Annotated in this window: 17 protein-coding genes; 5 read left to right on the top strand and 12 right to left on the bottom strand. The window is 66.6% G+C overall.

The genetic code is table 11. From position 1 onward, the window contains the following. Positions 1 to 77: 77 nt before the first annotated feature. From AC5Y3Z_RS11670 to glf, 6 genes are all read right to left on the bottom strand, one after another. Positions 78 to 1,112, bottom strand: a complete 1,035-nt coding sequence (locus AC5Y3Z_RS11670) for an esterase family protein (RefSeq protein ID WP_463826185.1) — start codon at positions 1,110 to 1,112, stop codon at positions 78 to 80. 356 nt (positions 1,113 to 1,468) lie between these two features. Then, positions 1,469 to 3,460: a terminal beta-(1->2)-arabinofuranosyltransferase gene (gene aftB / locus AC5Y3Z_RS11665; RefSeq protein WP_473138644.1), complete on the bottom strand. Its 1,992-nt coding sequence runs from the start codon at positions 3,458 to 3,460 to the stop codon at positions 1,469 to 1,471. Continuing rightward, on the bottom strand, positions 3,447 to 4,382 hold the full coding sequence (locus AC5Y3Z_RS11660) for a decaprenyl-phosphate phosphoribosyltransferase (RefSeq protein ID WP_463826187.1): 936 nt from the start codon (positions 4,380 to 4,382) through the stop codon (positions 3,447 to 3,449). The genes aftB and AC5Y3Z_RS11660 overlap by 14 nt, the downstream gene beginning before the upstream one ends. After that, a complete protein-coding gene (locus AC5Y3Z_RS11655; RefSeq protein ID WP_473138645.1) occupies positions 4,382 to 4,936 on the bottom strand; it encodes a phosphatase PAP2 family protein in 555 nt (184 codons plus the stop codon). Before AC5Y3Z_RS11655 ends, AC5Y3Z_RS11660 begins: the two co-directional genes overlap by 1 nt. Then, positions 4,929 to 6,827 (bottom strand): glycosyltransferase, encoded by a 1,899-nt coding sequence (locus AC5Y3Z_RS11650; protein ID WP_463826189.1) that lies wholly within the window; start codon positions 6,825 to 6,827, stop codon positions 4,929 to 4,931. Before AC5Y3Z_RS11650 ends, AC5Y3Z_RS11655 begins: the two co-directional genes overlap by 8 nt. Next, positions 6,824 to 8,023: a UDP-galactopyranose mutase gene (gene glf / locus AC5Y3Z_RS11645; protein ID WP_473138646.1), complete on the bottom strand. Its 1,200-nt coding sequence runs from the start codon at positions 8,021 to 8,023 to the stop codon at positions 6,824 to 6,826. The genes AC5Y3Z_RS11650 and glf overlap by 4 nt, the downstream gene beginning before the upstream one ends. Positions 8,024 to 8,253: 230 nt before the next feature. On the opposite strand from glf, the gene AC5Y3Z_RS11640 reads away from it, so the two are divergent. The 3 genes from AC5Y3Z_RS11640 to AC5Y3Z_RS11630 all read left to right on the top strand — a co-directional run bounded on the left by AC5Y3Z_RS11640 (position 8,254) and on the right by AC5Y3Z_RS11630 (position 12,954). Beyond that, positions 8,254 to 9,276, top strand: a complete 1,023-nt coding sequence (locus AC5Y3Z_RS11640) for a hypothetical protein (protein ID WP_473138647.1) — start codon at positions 8,254 to 8,256, stop codon at positions 9,274 to 9,276. Positions 9,277 to 9,432: 156 nt separating this feature from the next. Next, the gene (locus AC5Y3Z_RS11635) at positions 9,433 to 11,028 is read left to right on the top strand and encodes an N-acetylmuramoyl-L-alanine amidase (RefSeq protein WP_473138926.1); all 1,596 of its coding nucleotides are present in this window, start codon (positions 9,433 to 9,435) and stop codon (positions 11,026 to 11,028) included. A 9-nt stretch (positions 11,029 to 11,037) separates the two neighbouring features. Then, positions 11,038 to 12,954, top strand: a complete 1,917-nt coding sequence (locus AC5Y3Z_RS11630) for a spermine/spermidine synthase domain-containing protein (protein WP_473138648.1) — start codon at positions 11,038 to 11,040, stop codon at positions 12,952 to 12,954. On the opposite strand, the gene AC5Y3Z_RS11625 is transcribed toward AC5Y3Z_RS11630, so the two are convergent. Beyond that, complete coding sequence (locus AC5Y3Z_RS11625; protein WP_473138649.1) at positions 12,893 to 14,320, bottom strand: HNH endonuclease signature motif containing protein; 1,428 nt, start codon at positions 14,318 to 14,320, stop codon at positions 12,893 to 12,895. The genes AC5Y3Z_RS11630 and AC5Y3Z_RS11625 overlap by 62 nt on opposite strands. 62 nt (positions 14,321 to 14,382) lie before the next feature. Beyond that, complete coding sequence (locus AC5Y3Z_RS11620) at positions 14,383 to 15,399, bottom strand: AraC family transcriptional regulator (protein WP_473138650.1); 1,017 nt, start codon at positions 15,397 to 15,399, stop codon at positions 14,383 to 14,385. A gap of 112 nt (positions 15,400 to 15,511) precedes the next feature. Between AC5Y3Z_RS11620 and AC5Y3Z_RS11615 the strand changes: the two genes are divergently transcribed. Together AC5Y3Z_RS11615 and AC5Y3Z_RS11610 are read left to right on the top strand one after the other, a co-directional pair. Next, positions 15,512 to 16,783 carry a cytochrome P450 gene (locus AC5Y3Z_RS11615; protein WP_473138651.1) on the top strand — a complete coding sequence of 424 codons (1,272 nt, stop codon included), beginning with the start codon at positions 15,512 to 15,514 and terminating at the stop codon, positions 16,781 to 16,783. 83 nt (positions 16,784 to 16,866) lie between these two features. Next, positions 16,867 to 18,375, top strand: a complete 1,509-nt coding sequence (locus AC5Y3Z_RS11610; protein WP_473138652.1) for a PE family protein — start codon at positions 16,867 to 16,869, stop codon at positions 18,373 to 18,375. On the opposite strand, the gene AC5Y3Z_RS11605 is transcribed toward AC5Y3Z_RS11610, so the two are convergent. From AC5Y3Z_RS11605 to AC5Y3Z_RS11590, 4 genes are all read right to left on the bottom strand, one after another. Next, a complete protein-coding gene (locus AC5Y3Z_RS11605) occupies positions 18,372 to 18,830 on the bottom strand; it encodes a DUF350 domain-containing protein (protein ID WP_463826196.1) in 459 nt (152 codons plus the stop codon). The two genes, AC5Y3Z_RS11610 and AC5Y3Z_RS11605, sit on opposite strands and share 4 nt — an antisense overlap. Before the next feature lie 13 nt (positions 18,831 to 18,843). Next, positions 18,844 to 20,010: a glutathionylspermidine synthase family protein gene (locus AC5Y3Z_RS11600; RefSeq protein WP_463826197.1), complete on the bottom strand. Its 1,167-nt coding sequence runs from the start codon at positions 20,008 to 20,010 to the stop codon at positions 18,844 to 18,846. Next, complete coding sequence (locus AC5Y3Z_RS11595) at positions 20,007 to 20,789, bottom strand: hypothetical protein (protein ID WP_473138653.1); 783 nt, start codon at positions 20,787 to 20,789, stop codon at positions 20,007 to 20,009. Before AC5Y3Z_RS11595 ends, AC5Y3Z_RS11600 begins: the two co-directional genes overlap by 4 nt. Before the next feature lie 61 nt (positions 20,790 to 20,850). After that, the gene (locus AC5Y3Z_RS11590) at positions 20,851 to 21,669 is read right to left on the bottom strand and encodes an HAD family hydrolase (protein WP_473138654.1); all 819 of its coding nucleotides are present in this window, start codon (positions 21,667 to 21,669) and stop codon (positions 20,851 to 20,853) included. Between the last annotated feature and the right edge of the window lie 12 nt (positions 21,670 to 21,681).

Here is a 21,681-nt window from a genome sequence, read left to right as displayed (position 1 = left end):
GGGCGCTGACTGGCCAACGACCAACGGCGGCGACCCGGGTGGGTCGCCGCCGTCAGTTGCGTTTCGATCAGCGCGGTTTAGGTGCCCGCGGTGGGGGCGGGGGCCGCAGTGGCCGGACCCGCTCCGGGGGTGGCCCCCAGCGTCGACTGGAGGTCGCCCTTCATCGCGTTCAGCTGCGCACCCCAGTACGGCCAGTCGTGCGTGCCGTTGGCGTCGAAGTTGAACACCGCGTTGTGACCGCCGGCGCCGTTGTAGGCCGTCTGGAATTTGATGTTGCTGTCGCGGACGAAGCCCTCGAGGAACTTGGCGGGCAGGTTGTCGCCACCCAGCTCGGACGGCTTGCCGTTACCGCAGTAGATCCAGATGCGGGTGTTGTTGGCCACCAGCTTGCCCACCTGCAGCGTCGGGTCGTTGCGCGCCCAGGCCGGGTCGCTCGTGGGACCCCACATGTCGTCCTTCTTGTAGCCACCGGCGTCACCCATGGCCAGGCCGATCAGCGACGGGCCCATCCCCTGCGACGGGTCCAGCAGCGCCGACAGCGAGCCGGCGTAGATGAACTGGTTCGGGTGGTAGGCGGCCAGGATCAACGCGGACGAACCAGCCATCGACAGACCCACCGCAGCGCTACCGGTCGGCTTGACCTGCTTGTTGGCGGCGAGGTAAGCGGGCAGCTCGCTGGTCAGGAAGGTCTCCCACTTGTAGGTGGTGCAACCGGCCTTACCGCAGGCCGGCTTGTACCAGTCTGAGTAGAAGCTGGACTGTCCGCCGACCGGCATGACGACCGCCAGGCCGGACTGCAGGTACCACTCGAACGCCGGGGTGTTGATGTCCCAGCCGTTGAAGTCTTCCTGGGCGCGCATGCCGTCGAGCAGGTACAGCGCCGGGGCGTTGGCGCCACCGCTCTGGAACTGGATCTTGACGTCGCGGCCCATGGCCGCCGAGGGCACCTGCAGGTATTCCACCGGCAGGCCGGGCCGCGAGAACGCACTCGCAGTCGCCGAGCCGCCAACGAAACCGACCAGACTCGCCAGCATGGCGGCGCCGACAGCACCCACCGCGAGTCGGCGCGGCATACCTGTCACGGCGCCACGAAACTTGTCAACAAGCTTCATCCTTGCTTTCCTCATCCTCATCCTTGTGGCACGTCCTTACGCATCGATGTGCTTGGGGGCGCGTCCCGAATTGGGTCAGACTGCACGCACGCGGCGCTGCAGTGCTTCTGTAGTCAACCACACGTTGCGGGAGACGCTCTCCTCCGGGACGCCGCCGCCGGCCCCTTTCGGTGCGGTTTTGACCTCCTTGACGCCACTGAATCCGCGTCGGACAGCGGGGTTCACCCGTGTGCCAACTGTCGAGTGCGTGCTGGTAACGGCTCTGATTCGATTTAGCTGTCGGGTTCGGGCCCGGGGCGCCGGCCGCCGGAGTGGGGGTGGGCGAAAAAAATTCTCGGTGACCTCTACTACCGCGGTCAATCACGGGGTGGATCGGGCGGCACCTGCGGCACCTCGAGCCCGCACTTGATCAGTTCGTTCAGCGGGATCCGATCGATGCGGTACTTGGTGAACTCGTAGGCGTGCAGCACGTTGGACGCGAACCGGCGCACACTCATCGGTGCGCGGACCGAGTTCAACACCGCCTGGGTGGCCGGACAGCGCAGCGCCGCCTCCGCCTCGGCCACCCACTGCCGGCTGAGGTAGCCCGGGATCCCCGGCGGCCACTTCACCCACGGCCCGTCGGCCACCACCCAATCGGGGAACAAATTCTTGTCGTGACCGATCCTGCCGTGCTTCAACCGCTCGGTGTGCGCGGCCAACGGGTTCGCCAGTCCGATCTGGTCGAGCACCCGGACGTCGAGTCCCACGTTCATGCCCAGCATGCCCAGGTTGGTGAAGAACACCGCGTGCTGCGGTTTCTGGGTCGCCGGGATGCCCGGGGCGCTGCCCGGCGGAATCATCGGCACCAGGTCCCACTGCGTGTAGTTGCCCGACGGCAGCAGCAATGCCCCCTCCGGGGTGTTGTTCAGCGCCACCAGCACGGCGGCCATCCGCGGGTAGTCCAGGTAGTCGGCCGCGGTCAACGGGTGCGCACGACCGGTGGCCTGGGCGTAGAAGCGACGCTCGTCGACGATGCCGGAGTAGGTCACGTGGGTGGCGTCGTCGCCCATGCCCGGCGAGTTCGCCGCCCACAGCGACCATCCCGCCACGCCCAGCCACAGCACGCTGACCACCCCGGCCAGCCAGTACCCGGTCTCCCGGCTGTAATCCTTGCCGTCCGGGATCACCACCGGTATCACCGCGACCGGAGCCAGCAAACAGAACAACGGCGTCAGCAGCACTCTGGCGTGCATGAAGTCGCCACCCTGGCGGATCCAGTAGAACCCCTGCAGCAGGCCGCTGACGACGATGAAGATCACCACAGCCGTCGGGCTCTGCACCGCCCGGGCGACCCGGCCGTAGTCCGGCGCCAGCGTGGGCCGCAAGAACGACGGCCGCCGGCGCGCGGCCGCCAGCACGACAGCGAGCGGGACCAGCAGCAGCAGCGGCAGCCAGAGCAGGTAGGGCTGGTTGAAATTGTCCAGATAGATCATGCCCTGGGACCATTTGTCGCCGCCGGCATCCTTGGCGAGCGCGGTCCCGGGCACCAGTAGTGCGTAGTACCCCATCCGGAAGATCTGGTAGCCCACCGGCAGCAGGCCGCCGGCGATGACGATCAGGGCCCGGCGACGCCAGTTGCGGGCCGCGATCAGCATCATGATCAGCGCCGCCCCGCCGATCAGTGCCAACTCCGGTCGCACCAGCACGCTGCACCCCGCGACCACGGCCAGCGCCAGGATGAAGGCCCGGCTCTGCGGGCGGACCCGCAGCGGTTGAGCCCAGCAAACCATCATCCACCACAGCAGGCCCAGGTATGCCAGCACCAGCCCGTTCTCCAGACCGGAGGTGGCGAAGTCACGGGCCGGTGGCACCGCGATGTAGACCAGCGCCCCGGCCGGCAGCAGGATCGCCTGGCGACCCCGCAGGCTCGGCGCGTACAACCGGGCCGTCCCCAGCATCAGCAGCACCACCCCGAGCACCGACAGGGTCAGCGCCGCGGCCAGCGCGACGTACTCCAACCGCAGCGGCCCGCCCACCCAGCTCAGCAGGTAGAGCAGGTAGGTCCAGACCGTGGAGGTGTTGGCCTCCACCCGCTCGCCCATGTTGAACACCGGCCCGTTGCCGGCCAACAGGTTTCGCACCGTGCGCAACACGATGAGCCCGTCATCGGCGATCCAGCGGCGCTGCCAGGCCCCCCAACCGAACAACACCGCGACGACCGCGACGCTGATCCACAGGCTGACCCGCACCGTGACGGTGTAGGGGAACACCGGCCACCTGACCCGACGGACCGCAGGCCGACGGAGCTCTCCCGTCTGCCGCGCTGCGGCCTGGATGGCCCGGAAACGTTGACTAGCCGAAAGCAACAGCAGCACCCACTGTTGCGATCCACGCCAGCGCCAGCAGTTGCAGCACCCGGTCGCGCAACGCGATGTCCTCGGGTTCCCCGGCCAGACCGCCGTCGACGTCCACGGCGTAACGCAGGATCGCGATCGTGAACGGGATCATCGACACCGCGTACCAGGAGCCCTTGTCGCCGTCCCGCTCGAACGCCCACAAGCCGTAGCAGAGCACCACTGCGGTGGCCGAGAGCGTCCAGACGAACCGCAGGTAGGTACTGGTGTACCTCTCCAGCGACTTGCGGATCTGCGCCCCGGTGCGTTCGGCCAGTTGCAGTTCGGCGTAACGCTTGCCGGCCACCATGAACAGCGACCCGAAGGCGGCGGTCAGCAGAAACCATTGCGACAGATGGGTGTTGGTGGCCGCGCCCCCGGCGATGGCCCGGATCAGGTACGCCGACGACACGATGCAGACGTCGAGCACCGCCTGGTGTTTGAGGCCGAAGCAGTAGGCCAGCTGCATGGCGAGGTAGATCGCCATCACCACAGCGAGGTTCGGGGTCAACCAGTACGAGATGCCCAGGGATGCGGCGCCCAACACCACCGCCAACGCGTAGGCCAGCCATTCGGGCACCACCCCGGCCGCGATCGGCCGGTACCGCTTAGTGGGGTGTTCGCGGTCGGCTTCGACGTCGCGCACGTCGTTGACCAGGTACACCGCCGAAGCGGCCAGGCTGAACACCACGAAGGCCACCCCGACCTTGCTGCCGATGTCCGCCCAGTCGTAGCGCTGGCCCCGGCCCGCCGCCGCCAGCGGCGCCGCGAGCACCAGCACGTTCTTCACCCACTGCCGCGGGCGGATCGCCTTGATCACTCCGGTGACCAGGTTGCCCGGCGGTCCGGCCACCTTGGTCTGCTCGCTGGTTTCGTCGGCTACGTCTTTGCTCATCACAGCCACCTCTGTTGCGCCGCGCTGTCCAGCCGGACGGCCGTCGCGGCAACGCCGGCGCCCAGTGCCACGCCGACGGCCACGTCGCTGGGATAGTGCACGCCCAGCAGTATTCGGGACAGCGCCATGGGCGCCACCAGGGCCACGCTCACCACCGCCGCCGGCAGACCCGCGGCCCGGGCCAGCAGGATTGCCGCCGCCGTCGTCGAGGTGGCGTGCGCCGACGGGAAGCTGAGGTTGCTGGGGGTGCCGACGTTGACCGCGACGGCCGGATGCCGCGGTCGTTGACGCCGCACCACCCGCTTGACCACTACGGCCGCCGCATGTGCGGCGAATGCGCCTGCCCCGGCAACCAGCCACTCCCGGCGCCGGCGCGGCGACAGGAAAGCGCCGAGCACCGACACGATCAGCCAACCCAGGCTGTGTTCACCGAAATACGACAGCGCGCGCGCCGTGCCGAGCACTCCGGGTCGCTGCGCCAGCATCGACTGGACGGCCACCATGGCGGCGATCTCGCCGGACGGCGGCTCCCCTGGCGGCAGGGCTTCAGCCATGGTGCGCGGCCGCGTCCGACATCGGGAACAGCACCGACTCCCACTTCTGCTTGCTGGACAGCACCGGCAACGCGTCCCGGTACACCCGCCGCATCTCGTCGAACCGGCGAGCCAACCGACGTTGGCGGCGCAGCGACTGCCGCAGCAGCGAGAACATCTTGGCCCGGTCCCGCTGCCGGTAGACCACGCCGCACCCGTCCGCGGTGGTGACGGTGACCCCGTCGACCGTGCACAACCGGAACCAGCGCGCGTCCTGGGTGGGCACGTTGTACTGCGGACGCCGATGGGTCTGGGGGTCGGCGGCTTTCAGGTTGTGCAGGATCCCGCGGGTCAGCCGGTAGCCGATGGTCACCGGGTTCACCGGCGGCTTCATCGCCGCGGTGCGGTACATCGCCGGGGGCAACTCGGTGGCCGCCGGCAGCACCACCGCGTCGGGATACTCCTTGCGCAGGCGATGCACTTCCGGCAGCCCGGATTCCAGGATGGAGAAGATGTGTTCGGGCCCGGCCAGGAAGTCGTCGATGGCCCTGTTCTGGATCGCGACCGTCGAATATTCAAGGCAGGCAAGATGTTTCAGCGTCGCCTTGAGGTGGCTGCGGATCAGACCGGACACGTCGCCGTCCCAGTGCATCGCGGCGACCACCAGCCGGTTGCGCAGATGGAAGTAGGCCTGCCAGTCGATGGCGTCGTCCTTGTCGCTCCACGCCATGTGCCAGATCGCCGCACCGGGCAGCGTGACGGTGGGATAGCCGTGCTCGGCGGCACGCAGCCCGTAGTCGGCGTCGTCCCATTTGATGAACAGCGGCAGCGGCTGACCCAGTTCCTCAGCGACCTGACGCGGGATCATGCACGTCCACCAGCCGTTGTAGTCGACGTCGATGCGACGGTGCAGCAGTTTGCTCTTGTCCTCGTCGTCGTTGAGCGGGTATTCGGCGAAGTCGTGGTCGTACTCGGTGTGCGGCGCGGCGGTCCACATGAAGTTCGTCCGATCCACCACCTCGCCCATGATGTGCAGGTGTGAGGGCTCCTGCAGGTTGAGCATCTGACCGCCCACCAGCATCGGCGCCTTGGCGAACCGGTTCATCGCCAGGATCCGTAGGATCGAGTCCGGCTCGATGCGGATGTCGTCGTCCATGAACAGGATCTGTTGGCAGTCGGTGTTTTTCAGTGCCTCGTACATCACCCGGCTGTAACCGCCGGAGCCGCCCAGGTTCGGCTGATCGTGGATGGACAGCCGGCTGCCGAGGCGCTGCGCGGCGGCGGGGAAGTCCGGGTGGTCACGGACTTTGCGGGTGCCCTGATCCGGCACGATCACCGCGCCGATCACCTCGTCCACCAACGGATCAGAGGTGAGTTCGCGCAGCGCGTTGACACAGTCGGAGGGCCGGTTGAACGTCGGGATCCCGACGGCGACGTTGGCGATTCCCGGCGCCTGCGTCGCGGCGTGCCAACCGCCGCTCAATAGCGTCACCGCGGTGTCGGTGGTGATGTCGAACCAGATCCAGCCGCCGTCCTCGAACGGCTTGAGCGCCACCTCGATCTCCAGCAGCGCGGGGGTGTCCTCAGTGCCGGCGAACGGGTGTCCTTCGATGAAGATGCGCGCCCCGGTGGCCTTGGTGCGGTAGAGGTCGACGCGGCCGGCGCCGGTCAGTTCGACGCGCAGCACCACGGTTTCGCAGACAGACCAGCGCCGCCAGTAGCTGGCCGGAAAGGCGTTGAAGTAGGTCGCGAACGACACCTCGGACTCCGGGCCGATCTGCAGCGAGGTGCGGCTGGTCGCGTGGGCGCGCCGCGCGTTGGTGGTGGATTCCTCCAGGTACAGCTTGCGCACGTCGAGGGGCTCCCCCGGGCGCGGCAGGATGATGCGGGACAGCAGGCTGGCGGCACTCATACCGACGCTCCCTCCAGGGGTGCGCCGTCGCGCAGGTGCGGCGCGAGGACGTTGTCGTACATGCTCAGAGCGCTGGCGATGGCCATATGCATATCCAGATACTGGTAGGTGCCCAAGCGTCCGCCGAACAGCACCTTCGCTGCTGCGGTCTCGGACTTCGCCCTGGTCCGATAGGCGGCCAACAGGGCGCGGTCGGCCTCGGTGTTGATCGGATAGTAGGGCTCGTCGTCGTCTTCGGCGAACCTGGAGTACTCCCGCATGATCACCGTCTTGTCGGTCGGGTAATCGCGCTCGGCGTGGAAGTGGCGGAACTCGTGGATGCGGGTGTAGGGAACTTCGGGGTCGTTGTAATTCATCACCGGGGTGCCCTGGAAGTCGCCGATCGGCAGCACTTCCAGCTCGAAATCCAGGGTGCGCCAGCCCAACCGGCCCTCGGCATAGTCGAAGTAGCGGTCCAGCGGCCCGGTGTAGACCACGGGCGCGTCGGGGCTGGCCGCGCGCAACTCGTCGCGCACGTCGAACCAGTCGGTGTCCAGCCCCACCTCGACCCGCTCGTCGACGGCCATGTTCTGCAGCCATGCGGTGTAACCGTGGACCGGCAGACCTTCGTAGGTATCGCTGAAGTACCGGTTGTCGAAGGTGTAGCGCACCGGCAGCCGGGTGATGTTGGCCGCTGGCAGCTCTTTGGGGTCGGTCTGCCACTGCTTTGCGGTGTAGCCCTTGACGAACGCCTCGTAGAGCGGCCGGCCGATCAGCGAGATGGCCTTCTCTTCCAGGTTCTGCGCGTCGGCGGTGGCTATCTCGGACGCCTGCTCGGCGATCAGCTCACGCGCTTGCTGCGGGGTGAAGTAACGCCCGAAGAACTGCGAGACCAGGCCGAGCCCCATCGGGAACTGATAGGCCTGCCCGTTGTGCATCGCGAACACCCGGTGCCGGTAGTCGGTGAACTCGGTGAACTGCCGCACGTAGTCCCACACCTTCTTGTTGGAGGTGTGGAACAGGTGCGCACCGTATTTGTGCACCTCGATTCCGGTCTGCGGCTCGGGTTCGGAATAGGCGTTGCCGCCGATGTGCGAGCGCCGCTCAACGACGAGAACCCGCTTGTCGAGTTGGGTGGCCACGCGCTCGGCGATCGTCAGGCCGAAAAATCCGGAGCCGACGACGAAGAGGTCGTAGCGACCGAAAGGAGAAGTCATCGGTTGCCTAGGGTATCCGACCGTGCCGCCGAAACTTGCTTTGGCGGGTCCTGCAGGCGCGGGTTTTCCCAGGTACGGCCGCGCCGCACGGCGAGCCGTCGGTTGAACGTCACACCTGTGAACCACTCACCTCACGATTAGGTCTCGTCACACGAGTCACATCAATCTCACTCGTACCATCAGTGGTGCGGGTTTCATGCCTGCACCCCGATCACATTGAGGAGACTTCCGTGCCGAACCGACGCCGACGCAAGCTCTCGACAGCCATGAGCGCAGTCGCCGCCCTGGCGGTCGCGAGTCCGTGCGCGTACTTCCTTGTCTACGAATCGACCGCCACCACCACACCGGTGGAACACCACGAGTTCAAGCGCGCAGCCAGCGTCGCCGACCTGCCCAGCGAGCTGATATCGGCGCTGTCGCAGGGACTCTCGCAGTTCGGGGTCAACCTGCCGCCGGTTCCTGCGCTGGGCGGCACCTCCGCCAGCAGCGGGCTGGGCACCACGCCCGGTCTGGCCAGTCCCAGCCTCGGTGGCACCGGCCTGAGCCCGGGCCTGTCACCGACCACACCCGGATTGCCGGGCACCTCGTTGTCACCGGCCACCGGTTTGGCACCGACCCTCGGTGCAACCGGAGCGGGCGCCAACCCGGCACTGAGTGACCCGGGGCTGACCAGCCCGACCGGGGTGGCACCGGGACTGTCCGGCACGACCGGTCTGAGCCCGGCCACCGCCGCCGGCACCGGTGAGGTGCCGATCGCGGCACCGGTCGGGTTGGACCCCGGCGCCGACGGCACCTATCCGATCCTGGGCGACACCTCGGGCCTCGGCGGCGGCGGCGGTGGGACCGGCCTCTCGCCGGTCAGCCCGGCGGCCACCGGCAGCAGCGGAGGCGGCGGACTGGTCAGCGACCTGATGCAGGCGGCCAACCAGCTGGGTGCCAGCCAAGCCATCGACCTGCTCAAGGGCCTGATCATGCCGGCCATCATGCAGGGTGTTCAGGGCGGCGCCGCTGGCGCGCCGGCGGCCGCCGGCGCCACACCCGCACTTCCCTCGATTCCCGGCATTCCCGCCGCTGCCGCTATTCCCGGTGCCGCGTCTGCGATTCCGGGGGCGGCATCGGCGATACCAGGCGCCGCATCCGCGATACCCGGTGCCGCGGCGGCCGTGCCCGGTGCAGCGGCTGCCGTGCCTGGCGCGGTAGCAGCGGTGCCCGGCGCCATCCCGGCAGCGGCCGCCGCCGTACCACCGGTGTAACAACCGTCCGAACCTGTCACCAGACGACACCGCAGAGTCCCACCCAATCCTCTGCGGTGTCGTCGACAGTTTCTGGCGGGTAAAGCCGTGTCGCCTCAGTAGAAACATTCGTCACACACGTAACATCGCCTGGTGGCCCGCAGTCACGCACCGACCATGCTTGTCACCGCATTCGCGGCGACGGTCGTCATCGTGTCCTGGGTCTTGCTCGGGATGCCCACCCGATCTCCCGTCGAACCACCCGCCGCGGACACCCGGCTGGCCGAGCAACCGTTGATCGGGCTCGGCGGCGGGGTGACGGTCCGCGAACTCACCCAGGACGTGCCGTTCGCCATGGTCGCCTTCACCGGCGACCTGGCGGGCACGTCCGCCCGGGTGCGGGCGAGGCGAGCCGACGGGTCCTGGGGGCCGTGGTATCAAACGGAGTACCAGACTGCGGCGCCCGCCGGATCGGGTTCGGCCGACGACCCGCGCAGCACCGACCCGGTCTTCGTCGGCACCACCACCGCCGTGCAGATCGCCGTCACCAGGCCGGTCGACGCACCGGTGACTCAGGCGCCGCCGGCGCCCGCCGACCGAACCGGGCTGGGCTACCGGCCGGTCACCAAGGAACAACCGTTCGGGCAGAACATCACCGCGGTCCTCATCTCGCCGCCGCAGGCGCCCGCCGAGCAGCACTGGAATCCCCCGGCGGGAGTGCTGATGCCGGGCCAGGCGCCGCCCATCATCAGCCGTGCCCAGTGGGGCGCCGACGAATCGTTGCGCTGCGGCAGCCCGCAATACGACCGCGCGGTCCGGGCCGGAGTAGTGCACCACACCGCCGGTAGCAACGACTATTCGCCGCTGGAATCGGCCGGCATCGTCAAGGCGATCTACACCTACCACAGCAAAACCCTGGGCTGGTGCGACATCGCGTACAACGCACTCGTCGACAAGTACGGTCAGGTGTTCGAGGGCAGTGCCGGCGGCCTCACCAAGGCGGTCGAAGGATTCCACACCGGCGGTTTCAATCGCGAGACCTGGGGCGTGGCGATGATCGGCAACTTCGACGACGTGGCACCCACCCCGATCCAGCTGCGCACCGTGGGCCGACTGCTCGGCTGGCGGTTGAGCATGGCTGAAGTCGACCCCAAGGGCACGGTGGACCTCGAATCAGAAGGCGGCTCCTACACCGTCTTTCCGGCCGGCGCGGTGGCGAAACTGCCTGCCGTCTTCACCCATCGCGACGTCGGGAATACCGACTGCCCCGGCAATGCGGCGTATGCATTGATGGACGAGATCCGCGACATTGCAGCACATTTCAACGATCCGCCCGAGGAGTTGATCAAGGCTCTGGAGGGTGGCGCGATCTACCAGCGCTGGCAGCAGATGGGCGGCACGAGCAGCGTGCTGGGCGCCCCGACATCACCGGAGGACGACGGGGCCGGCGGATCGCGGTTCGCCACCTTCGTCAAGGGCGCGATGTACTGGTCGGCCGCCACCGGCGTGCAGCCGGTCACCGGCGCCCTCTACGACGCATGGGCGGCGCAGAGTTACGAGCGCGGGCCGCTCGGTCTGCCCACCAGCGCCGAGATTCACGAACCGCTGCAGATCACGCAGAACTTCCAGCACGGAACGCTCAACTTCGAGCGCCTCACCGGCAACATCACCCAAGTGATGGACGGGATCACCACGCCGCTCTCGACGCAACCGCCGAGCGGTCCGAACGTTCCACCGGAACACTTCTCCCTGCCCGCCCATCCGCCCAACTAGTCTGACCGGGTGCCCGAGACCCCGTACCTGACGATCGATCTGGATCGGGTACGCGACAACTTCCGGGCGCTTCGGGTGGCGTTGCCCGATGCGCAGATTCGCTACGCCGTCAAAGCCAATCCCGCCGCACCGATTCTGCGGGCACTGGCCGGCCAGGGCGCCGGGTTCGACGTCGCCTCCACGGGGGAGATCGACGCCTGCATCACAGCCGGAATCGAGGGTGCGCGGCTGGCGTTCGGGAACACGATCAAGAAGTCGGCCGCGGTGGCCCGCGCACACGCGCGCGGGGTCCGTCGGTTCGCGTTCGACACCGCAACCGATCTGGTGACGATCGCCGAGCACGCGCCCGGCGCGGAGGTGGAATGCCGTATCGCGCCGGTCTTTCCGCCGTCAGTGACGCCATTCGGTGACAAGTTCGGGTGTGCGCCGGATGCCGCGTCTGACTTGCTGCATCGCGCCGGTGAACTGGGGTTGGCGGCTCGGGGTGTCTGCTTCCATGTTGGTTCACAACAACTCGACGTCGGCGCGTGGGAACTTGGGATTGCTTGTGCTGCTCAGTTATTCGATGAAGTCCCCGGTCTCACGACAATCAATGTGGGCGGCGGGTTTCCCATCGGTTACCTGGCGCAGGCACCCTCGCTCGAGGCTGTCGCGCTCGGCATCAGATCGGCGGTGCAACGACACTTCGGTTCGCGTGCAGTACAACTCGTCGTGGAACCGGGGCGTGGAATCGTCGGCACCGCCGGCACCCTCGAATGCGAGGTGGTGTCGGTGCGCACCGGTACCGACGGACGGCGCTGGGTGTATCTGGACGTCGGCCGCTACGGCGGACTCGCCGAAACCGAGAACGAGTACATCCGCTACCGGTTCCGCACCGTGCGTGACGGCGACCCGGTCGAGGATGCCGTGGTCGCGGGCCCGACGTGCGACGGCGACGACGTGCTCTACCAGCGCTGTCCGCTACCGGTCACGCTCGAGCCGGGTGATCGGGTCCGCATCGAGCACGCCGGTGCGTACACCGCCAGTTATGCATCGGTGAACTTCAACGGATTCTCGCCGTTGCCAACCTATTTCGGCGCCGCTACTGAGGTGGGCCAGACGATCGTGGAGCCACTGGCGCCCGGGCTGACTCGCCACTGGCAGCTGTCCGGCGTCGTCTGCGACGTACACACCGACTATCAGCATCTGGTGATCGGCCGCACCCGGCAGGGCATCGCGTTGTTCAGCGACGGTGACCGGCAGAGCACCGAATTCAGTCAGCTGGTCTATCACGAGGCGCTCCTGGTGCCGGCGCTGTTGCTGGCCGACAAGATCGATCGGGTGCTTGTCGTGGGTTCCGGCGAGGGGGTGGTGAGCCAGCTGGCCGTCGCCGCCGGTGCTACCCAGGTCGACCACGTCGATATCGACCGTGCGGCGGTCCGGCTATGCGCGCAGCACCTACCCTACGGCTACTCGGTGGACGAATTGCGCAGGGCAGAGCGAGGACTGGGCCCGATCGCCGTTTACTACCGGGACGGCTGGGACTTCGTGGAGCACGTCACCGAGCCGTACGACATTGTGGTGATCGACCTTCCGGACGAGCACGCCGAACCCGCCCAGCACAATCGGTTGTACGAGCAGAGCTTCCTGCAGCGGTGTCGCGAGATCGGCCGTGTCGTCGTCGGTCAGGCCGGCTGTCCGACGCTGTGGCGCGACGAGACGCTGCGGCAGTCCTGGCGGCGGTTCCACGAAACGTTCGGCACAGTGGTCTATTTCGGCAGCGTCGAACACGAGTGGGCATTCCTGACCGGCTTGTCCGGGCCCGTTCAGGACGATCTTGTCGCGACGATGACAGCGCGGTTGCCGACGCTGGGTTACCGACCGCTTACCATCGATGCAGCCTCCTTGGTGACTTCCACGATTCCGCCGAAGTCTCTGCGCGGGTAGGTTTTTCCGCGTCTTCAGGGTCAGGTTTTCGTTCGGCATGATGCATGCAGTTGGTGCGGGGTTGGCCGTAGTCGAGGTGTTCGGGTGGGTGCCATTCGGTGTCGCCGAGTTTGTTTTTGCAGGTGTAGTAGTTGAGTAGTTCGACCATCCTGTTGTGCGGCCCACAGGCCAGCGTGAGATTGTCGATTTCGGTGCGTCGGGTTTCCAGCCATGATTCGACATGGTGGACTTGGGTCCAATATCCGGGCACGGTGCAGCCGGGTGCGGTGCAGCCGCGGTCTTTAGCGAGCAGCACCAGGCGTTGTTCCGGGGAGGCCAGGCGCTTGCCGTGGTAGAGCGCCAGGGTCTTGTCCTTATCGAACACCGCGAGATAGTTGTGTGCGTGCGAGGCCAAGCGGATCACGTCGGCCATCGGTAGCAGGGTGCCCCCGGCGGTCAGGGCGCGTCCGGCGCCGGCCTCCAACTCGGCCAGCGTGGTGGTGATCACGATGCTGGTCGGCAGACCGTGATGTTGACCTAAGGTCTTGGACTCCAGCAAGATCCGCGCCGCGGTCTGCAGGGCGTCGTGGTAGCGCTGGTCGCGGTTGCGGGCGTCGCGGCCCACCGCCTCTTCAGAGGCTCGGCCTTCGATGATCGGGGACGCGTCGTCGGGGTTGCACATTCCCGGAGCGCCGAGTTTGGCCAAAACCGGTTCCAGGGTGGCACGGCATTCCGGGGTGATCATGCCGCTGATCTTCGACATTCCATCGGCTTGTTGGCGGCCGAGAGTGATGCCGCGTTTGCGAGCGCGTTCGGGCTCGTCGGGCATGAAGTCGCCGTCGGGTTTGAGGCAGTCTTTGTAGACGCGGGCGTAGTCGGTCAGTTGGTCGGGGCGAAACCCCGTGGCGATCACCACCAGTTTGTATTCGGCTTCGGTGCGCGCGGCGGCATCGACGCTAGTGGGCAGTTTGGTGAAGAACTTCTGAATGATCTCCACCTGTTCGGTCCCGATCAGCCCTTTACGTTCGGCGGTGGCAACCTCGGGCAGCGCCGGCCCCAAGGGTTCACCGGTCAGCGCCCGGCGCGGACCCAGATCCGCAGCTTGGTTGATCATCCGATTGGCTTCAGACTTGCTGACCCGCAGCCGGTTGGACAACGCCTGACCCAGCGTGCCGCCGAGTTCAGCGTTGGTGGCCACCACCGCCAACTGGTTGATGACGGCATGCCCGGGCACCCGCAACTTTCGGGTGATGCGCTCCAGGCGCTCCCGGGTCACCAACAGCTCCGTGGTACCTGGCGCCTCAAAGGTCAACTCACACAGTCGATCCGCGAACGATTCGAGACCGTCGAGAGCCTCGACGATCTCCGTACACGTACTGCCCGACATACCCCGCATTCTATGGAGGGGCACCGACAACAACTGGCCAAGAGCAAGCAGCGCAGCCGATTTCACCTATGCCGACTAGGCGGATGCCCACACCACCGGGTATGGGCGCGGGTGAATGCGGCCGTCTCGGCATAGCCGAGGCGGCGTGCGGTCTCCCCGACCGTCAGCCCAGACCGGAGCAATTCAGTCGACAACGCGGCACGGACCTCGTCGAGCAGCGCGCGGTAACTCGTACCTTCCGCGGCCAACCGACGATGCAGGGTTCGCTCGGTGATGCACAGATCCTTCGCGACGGCACTCATCGGCGGAATTGCCCTGGAGTCCTGAATGATTCGCGTGCGGACGGCCGCGGAAACCCCGGTGCGGACACGACGCCGGTTCAGCAGGTCCTCACACTGCCGGATGCAGATCGCCGCGGTCTGCGCGTCGGCCGCTGGCATCGGCAGATCGATGAGGGCCGCCGGCATCACCAAGGCACTGCGCGAGGTGTTCTCCACCATTACGGTCAGCTTGTCGAGTTGCACCGTCTCGACCGGCAACTGCAGGTCCGCGAACTCCACTCGCACGGTGAAGGGCGGGTGGTTGACGCCCAGCAGAAGTGGCAACAGCCGCAACATGATCGCGAAGTCCCGCTCCAGCATGAATCGCCGAACGTCCCGGGGCACCCGCGCGTCATCGAAGACGAGGACCGCCTCGACGTCATCGACCGCCGGGGCAACCAGGCGCAGATAGGTATCCGTGAGGGCGGCGTAGCGGCACGCGACGTCGATCGCGTCCCCGAAGGTCGGACTGGCCATCAACGCAAAGCCGAAGATGCCGGTGTCGGCCAAGTTGTACTGCATTCCGGTTTCCATGCCGAGACCGGGTTGGTCACCCAATCGCGCAATCAGATTGCGGATCATCGTCAGCTCCTGGGAGGCGTACACCTCGGCTGCCGGATCGGCGAGGTCCGCAGCGGTGAGTCCGGTACCCGCCAGACAGACGGCCGGGACAAGTCCGTGCCGTCGTGCGGTTTCCAGAACGTGCCGCCCCGTAGCGGAGGCCAGGGCGACATCCCAGTTCGCCGACGAGGTCGCCACGTGTCTGAAAATATCAAATACTTGTCCGGTTCGGGCCTTCCCGCACTGTTGAGCTGGGCATAACGTCGTCGTTGTGGCAACCGATCTCCTCAGACCTAGCCCGCGCGCCCTCGTGTCGGCTGCGTACAGTTCCGTCGGCGATCTGTGGCGTCCCGTCGCCACCGGTGGATACCGGGACCTGCGGCGACCGCGGCCGAATTCAGCGCCTGCCGCGGTGCCGCGCACCTCGTTCGATCCAACCCTGCCGGCGAACATCGCCGACCCGTACCCTGCACTGGCGCGTCTGCGCGAGCATCCTGTTGTCGTCAACGAGCGGCTCGGCGTCTGGATGCTCGGGCGTTATGACGACGTGCACTCCGCGGTGCGGCGCAGTGACATCTTCTCGTCGCGGGATGGCATCATGTTGCGCTCGTTCGTAGCCAACATGGTGATCTTCAGCAACCCCCCGGATCACACCCGACTGCGGCACGTCGTCGCGCCCTTATTCAGCAAACGTGCCGTTCAGACCTGGACGGCCGAGATCCGTGCGTTGGCGAATGAGGCGGTCGCCGGCCTGAATGCGGGACGAACCGTCAATCTGGTTCCGGCACTGACGGTTCCGATGCCGATCAACGTGATCGCCAGAATCCTGGGCATCCCGCGGGAGCAATGGCCCGGATTTCGGGCGGTCTCGGAAAAGTTCGCACAGATCTTCGGTCCCCAGAGTCTGTCGGAGATCGTGCGCTTGATGGGATCGGCGATGCAGGCCTATCTGCGGCTGCGCTGCTTCTCTGCCACCGAAATGCGCAGTCGGGCAACGCAACCCGCTGAAGATTTGATGACCCTCCTGCAGGCGGCGACGGCCGCCGGTCAGCTGTCCGAACAGGAGGCGTTCCTCTACGTGCTGGTCCTGCTGGTGGCCGGCAACGAAACGACGACCAACCTGCTCGGCATGCTGCTCGTGAGGCTGGCCGAAGAACCAGACCTGTTCGCCGAATTGAAAGCAGATCGCAGCCTGCTACCAGCCGCCGTGGAGGAGACAGCGCGGTGGGGATCGCCGGTGCAGTGGGTGACCAGAACCGCCACCGTCGACTATCAGGTGGGCGACACGTTAATACCCAGAGGCGCAAGGACATTGCTGTTCTACGCTTCAGCCAATCGGGATCCGGAGAAGTTCGCGGACCCCGACCGATTCGACCTTCATCGCAACACGACGGGGCATCTGGCATTCGGCCACGGTCTGCACTTCTGCCTGGGCGCACATCTCGCCCGGCTCGAAGCCGTCACCGCCATCGACTGCCTGCTCGACGAGGTCGACGGGCTGGAGTTGGCCGGACCGGTGCGGTGGTGCACCACCCCGTCGCTTCGAGGTCCGGTGTCGGTGCCGTTGCGCCTACAACGCTGAGGTATCGCGAATTCGCACCGTAGGCAGGCGCCGCGACATAGGCTCCGTTCAACGAGCGCGAGTGGTCTGCGGGAGGAAGCCTGATGTCAGTCGTGTACACAGTGCCGGACTTGATGGTCGCAGCGTCCGACAGTCTTGCTGACCTCCGCTCCAGTCTGCAGGCAGCAACCGCGGCCGCCGCCGGCCCCACTGCCGAGGTTGCCGCCGCGGCGTCCGACGAGATTTCGGCCGCCGTCTCGGCCCTGTTCGGCAGCTTCGGCCAAGAGTTCCAGGCCGTCCACAGCCAGGCGGCGGCCTTCCATGCGGACTTCGTGCGGTTGCTGAACACCAGCTCGGCCGCATACCTCAGCGCCGAAATCGCCAATGCCGAACAGACTTTGGCCGGTGCGGTCAATGTGCCGTTCCAGTCGCTGCTGGCCGGTGGTGCCGCTGCAGCTCCGGGCGGGGCCTATGCGCAACTGTTCACCAATACGGTCACCAACCTGCAGTCCCTGGGTAGTGCATGGGCCGCGAACCCGTTCCCGTTCCTGCGGCAGTTCCTCGCCAACCAGCAGGGCTATGCCCAGCAGATCGCGGCTGCCATTGCGAACTTCCCGGCCAACCTGCCGAATCTGCCGGCGGCCATCGAGGCCGCCATTCGGCAGGCACTGTCGTTCAACCCGGCGGCCTTCCTCCAGCAGTTCATCGCGGTACAGACCGGGTTCGCTCAGACGTTCGTCAGTGCGGGCATCAGCGGGATCACCGGGCTCGTCACGGGCTTGCCGAACTTCGTATCGGGCTTGGGGGTTGCGACGCAGAGTTTGTTGGCAGGCAACTTCACCGGTGCGGTGAGCGACTTCGGCAAGGCCGCCTTGGGGCTACTGGTCACGGGTGTCGCCCCCGGCCAGGTCGTGATCGGCGGCACTGTTCCCGACATCACTGCGACGTTGCATCCCACGCTGCTCGGTCCGCTCGGGGATCTGTTCACCATCATGAACATTCCCGGACAAGAGGCGCAGTACCTGACCGATCTGATCCCGCCGTCCATTCCGCGGCAAGTGGCGCAGAACATCACCAACGTGATCAATACGCTGACCGTCCCGAGCATCTCGGCCGAAGCGGAGTTGCATCTACTGAACCTGCCCGCATCAACGCTTGAAGCATTCTTCGGATTGCCGCTCGTCGCTACCTACGCCGCGGCAGGTGCACCGCTGGCGACGCTGAATGCGGTAGCGACCAGCGCAGAGACTTTCGCGCAGGCACTGGCAGCGGGCGATTATCTCGGGGCGGCAGCCACGCTGTTCGATGCGCCGGCAACGGCCTTGAACGGCTTCCTCAACGGCCACACGGCTATTGATACAACGATCAACGTCCCGATACCGCTGCTCGGCATCGACGTGAGCGTCGTGCTGCACTTGCCGTCCGACGGGCTACTCGTTCCGCCCCATCCGGTCACTGCGTCCATCAATGTGCCCGATATCCCGACGCCTCTGCTGACCATTCCGGGGACCACCATTCCAGTCACCATTTTCGGCACACCGTTCTCCGGCCTCATACCGCTGCTGGTGAACTACGCGCCCCAGCAACTCGCCCTGGCCATCACACCGTCCTAGATAATCGCCACCGACACCACAATGCCGAGTGCGAACTGCGCGGCGGCGACCATCAACGCGTCGTAACTGAACGCGTCGTCGTAGAACAAGCCGTGCATGTCGATGCCGATCACCAGGGCCGCGATGCGCATCATCACCACCTGCGCCGTGATTCCGACGAGCCCGAAGACCGCCGAGGCGAGCAGACCTCCCGCCAGATTGCCCGACGACGAGTAGATCGCCACCACCACAATGAATGCCATGCTGACCATGCCGGCCGCCGACACGATGATCGCGTTGGGCTTTCCCGCATTGACCATCTTGCGCAGCGGCCCCGGCGTGGTCAGATCGATCGCGTAGAACCCGATGATCATCAGCACCAACCCGAGGATCGAGTACAGGATGATGGCCGCGGCACCACTACCGAGCCAGCTCCAGTAGTCCGAATGCGGCAACGCCACAACGCTTGTCGTCATCGGTGATCTCCGTTCACTTCAGAGGGATTCGGTGGGGGACGAAGGCCGCGCCGTCGTCGGTGATCAGGCCGGCGGTCTCCCGGATGCCGAGCCCCGCCGAGGTGTCACCGACGACCCACGCGCCCAGCGCGGGCCGCATGTCGTCGAATTCCGGTAGCGGGTCCAGCAACTGGTAGACGAAGCCCTCTTCGCCGTAGAAGCCGCCGGTGGCGGTCTCCATCCCGGCGCCGACGACGGTGACGTTGGCGCCCTCCCGACCCAGCTTGGGCTTGCGCACATACTCGGTGAGCTCGTGCGGATCATCGAGGTAGGCGGGCAACAGGTTCGGGTGCCCCGGATACATTTCCCACAGCACCGCCAGAATCGCCTTGTTCGACAACAGGGTCTTCCACAACGGCTCTATCCACATCGTCTGCGGCAGGCTGGACACCACGTGCTTGCCGAATTGGTCGTCGAGCACCCACTCCCAGGGATGCAGCTTGAAGATGGCCCGGATCGGATCCTCCGCCAAGTCCACGAACCGTTCCAGCGCCGAATCCCAGCCCACGTCCTCAACCAGCAGCCCGACCGCCTGGAAGCCGGCTTCGGCCGCTGTCTCCATCATGTAGGTTGTGGTGATCTGGTCCTCTCCGGTGGCCTCGACACCGGACCAGGCGAAGTGTAATTCGTTGCTGGGCAACAGATCCCGGACTGTCTTCCAGCGGTCGACCAGTTGTTCATGCAAGGAATTCCACTGGTCATCCTGGGGGAATTTGTCTTTGAGCCAATACCATTGCACGATCGCCGCTTCGAGCAGCGTGGTGGGCGTATCGGCGTTGTATTCGAGCAGCACCGCCGGCCGTCGTCCGTCGTATCGTAAATCGAAGCGGCCGTAGACATGTGGGTCGGAACGACGCCACGACTCGGCCACATGCGGCCAACTCCATTCCGGCAGGCCGAAATCCGAGTACCGCTCCATCAGCACCACTTGCTCGACGGCATTCAGGCACATCGAATGCAGCAGTTCGACATCGGCTTCCAGTGCCAGGATCTCGTCCATCTCGAATTCGTAGTAGACCGACTCGTCCCAGTACGGCCGGTCGGCACCTCCCGCGTCCCGCGCCGGCGTCCCATAGACCAGGCCCTGCGATTGCACGGTCTGCTGCCAGTTCGGGCGCGGCTGCGTCCTGCCGCGCTTCACGAACCACCGCTCCCGGCCTTGCCGCCGCTGCCACCGATTCCGCCACGCTGAATTGTGCTGCCCGACTTGGTGGTGACGTGCGCCCCCTTCGGAATGCTGGTGGTCCCACCGGTGGGCCGCTGGCCGACCGAACCCGAGCTGCCGTAGTAGTAGCGGTACTGGTGGCCACCCCAGAAGAAGAAGCCGTTCAGGCCGGCGGTGTGACCGGTGCAATAACTGTCCGGGACGATCACGGGCTGACCGCTCGGATCGTCCTGAACACATTGAGCTGTAACGTGATCCGGCGTCAGTAGCCAGTAACCGACACCCGCGACGAGTCCCACCACCCCGACGGCGGCCGCGGAACCCATCAGAATGCGCTTCTGCCGCTTGCGCTTAGCCTCGGCCGCCAGCCGTGCCTGTTCCGCGTCGCGCTGCTGGTCTTCGTATTTCTGGCGGGCCCGCAGTTCCGCCGGGGTCGGTGGTCGGGGCTTCGCGGTGGCCGCGTCCTGGAAGTGCATGCCGCCGACGGGTTTCGGCGGCATGGCGGGCCGCTCCCGCGGCGGCTTGGCCGGACGGTTCGCACCGAAGGCGCTCTTGCGCGGCCCGTCCGGGGGGCTCGGCGGGGTATTCGGCATCAACTTCGGCGGCCCTGGCGGCTTACCCGCCGCAGGCGGATCAATCTTCCCGTGCGGCAGCAGCTTTGGCGGCGGCTGCGGGTTCGGCTCGTCGGGTCCGAGCGGACCGGATTCGCGTTCTTCGGACCCACCGCCGTCCGGTGGGTCTGCCTCTGACCCCACTAGCTGCCCTCCGGTCCCCGAATCGCGACCACGCGGGCAGTCTCCCACATCGCAGCGGAAATCAAGACCACCAACGTTCCAGCACGCGGGCGACACCGTCGTCGGTGTTGGGCGCGGTGACTTCGTCGGCCGCGGCCAGCGCTTCCGGATGCGCGTTTCCCATGGCGATACCCCGGCCTGCCCGCAGCAGCATCGGTACGTCGTTGGGCATGTCGCCGAAGGCGATCGCGTCCGCGACGCTGATTCCCAGCGGCTCGGCCACCGCGGCCAGGCCGGTGGCCTTGCTGATGCCGCGCGGCACCACCTCGAGCAGACCGTTGTTGGTGGAATACGTCAGGTCACCTTCGTCGCCGACGTGCCCGGCCAGCGCGGCCGCCATCTCCGCGCTGGACGCGCCGGCCTTGCGGATCAGCAGCTTGACCGCGGGCGCGCTGAGCAGGTCCTCGAACGAGACCTCGGTGTTGTCCGGGTTGAGCCACGCGTGCTCGTAACCCGGTGAGCTGATGAACTGCGGGGTCGCGGAGTCGTGTGCGCGTTCGCCGATCCGCTCGACCGCGAGCCCGGCTCCGGGTATCACCCGTCGGGTGATGTCGGCCAGCGCCGCCAGCGTCTCGACGGACAGCGTGCGTGCCGAGATAACCCGATCGTGTTCGGGGTCGTAGATGACGGCGCCGTTGGCGCACACGGCGGTCGGCGCGAAACCGAGGGCCTCGACGACCGGCCTGATCCAGCGCGGGGGACGACCTGTCGCCAACACGAAGTGGGCGCCGCCGGCAACTGCGGCCTGCACCGCGGCACGGGTGCGGGGGGTGAGGGTCTCGTCCTCGTTGAACAGGGTGCCGTCGACGTCGCACCCGATGAGCCGGGGTGGGTTCAGCAAGGGGATCCGGGT

Source organism: Mycobacterium sp. NGS61, assembly GCF_059812325.1.
Note: the sequence above shows the minus strand (reverse complement) of the source record. Positions and strands in the feature narration are given on the sequence as shown.

Excerpts from the sequence above, each read along its gene's own strand:
- AC5Y3Z_RS11660 (WP_463826187.1), bottom strand. The coding sequence starts at position 4,382 with ATGAGCAAAGACGTAGCCGACGAAACCAGCGAGCAGACCAAGGTGGCC.
- AC5Y3Z_RS11625 (WP_473138649.1), bottom strand. The coding sequence starts at position 14,320 with ATGTCGGGCAGTACGTGTACGGAGATCGTCGAGGCTCTCGACGGTCTC.
- glf (WP_473138646.1), bottom strand. The coding sequence starts at position 8,023 with ATGACTTCTCCTTTCGGTCGCTACGACCTCTTCGTCGTCGGCTCCGGA.
- AC5Y3Z_RS11635 (WP_473138926.1), top strand. The coding sequence starts at position 9,433 with ATGCTTGTCACCGCATTCGCGGCGACGGTCGTCATCGTGTCCTGGGTC.
- AC5Y3Z_RS11650 (WP_463826189.1), bottom strand. The coding sequence starts at position 6,827 with ATGAGTGCCGCCAGCCTGCTGTCCCGCATCATCCTGCCGCGCCCGGGG.
- AC5Y3Z_RS11605 (WP_463826196.1), bottom strand. The coding sequence starts at position 18,830 with ATGACGACAAGCGTTGTGGCGTTGCCGCATTCGGACTACTGGAGCTGG.
- AC5Y3Z_RS11610 (WP_473138652.1), top strand. The coding sequence starts at position 16,867 with ATGTCAGTCGTGTACACAGTGCCGGACTTGATGGTCGCAGCGTCCGAC.
- AC5Y3Z_RS11670 (WP_463826185.1), bottom strand. The coding sequence starts at position 1,112 with ATGAAGCTTGTTGACAAGTTTCGTGGCGCCGTGACAGGTATGCCGCGC.
- AC5Y3Z_RS11655 (WP_473138645.1), bottom strand. The coding sequence starts at position 4,936 with ATGGCTGAAGCCCTGCCGCCAGGGGAGCCGCCGTCCGGCGAGATCGCC.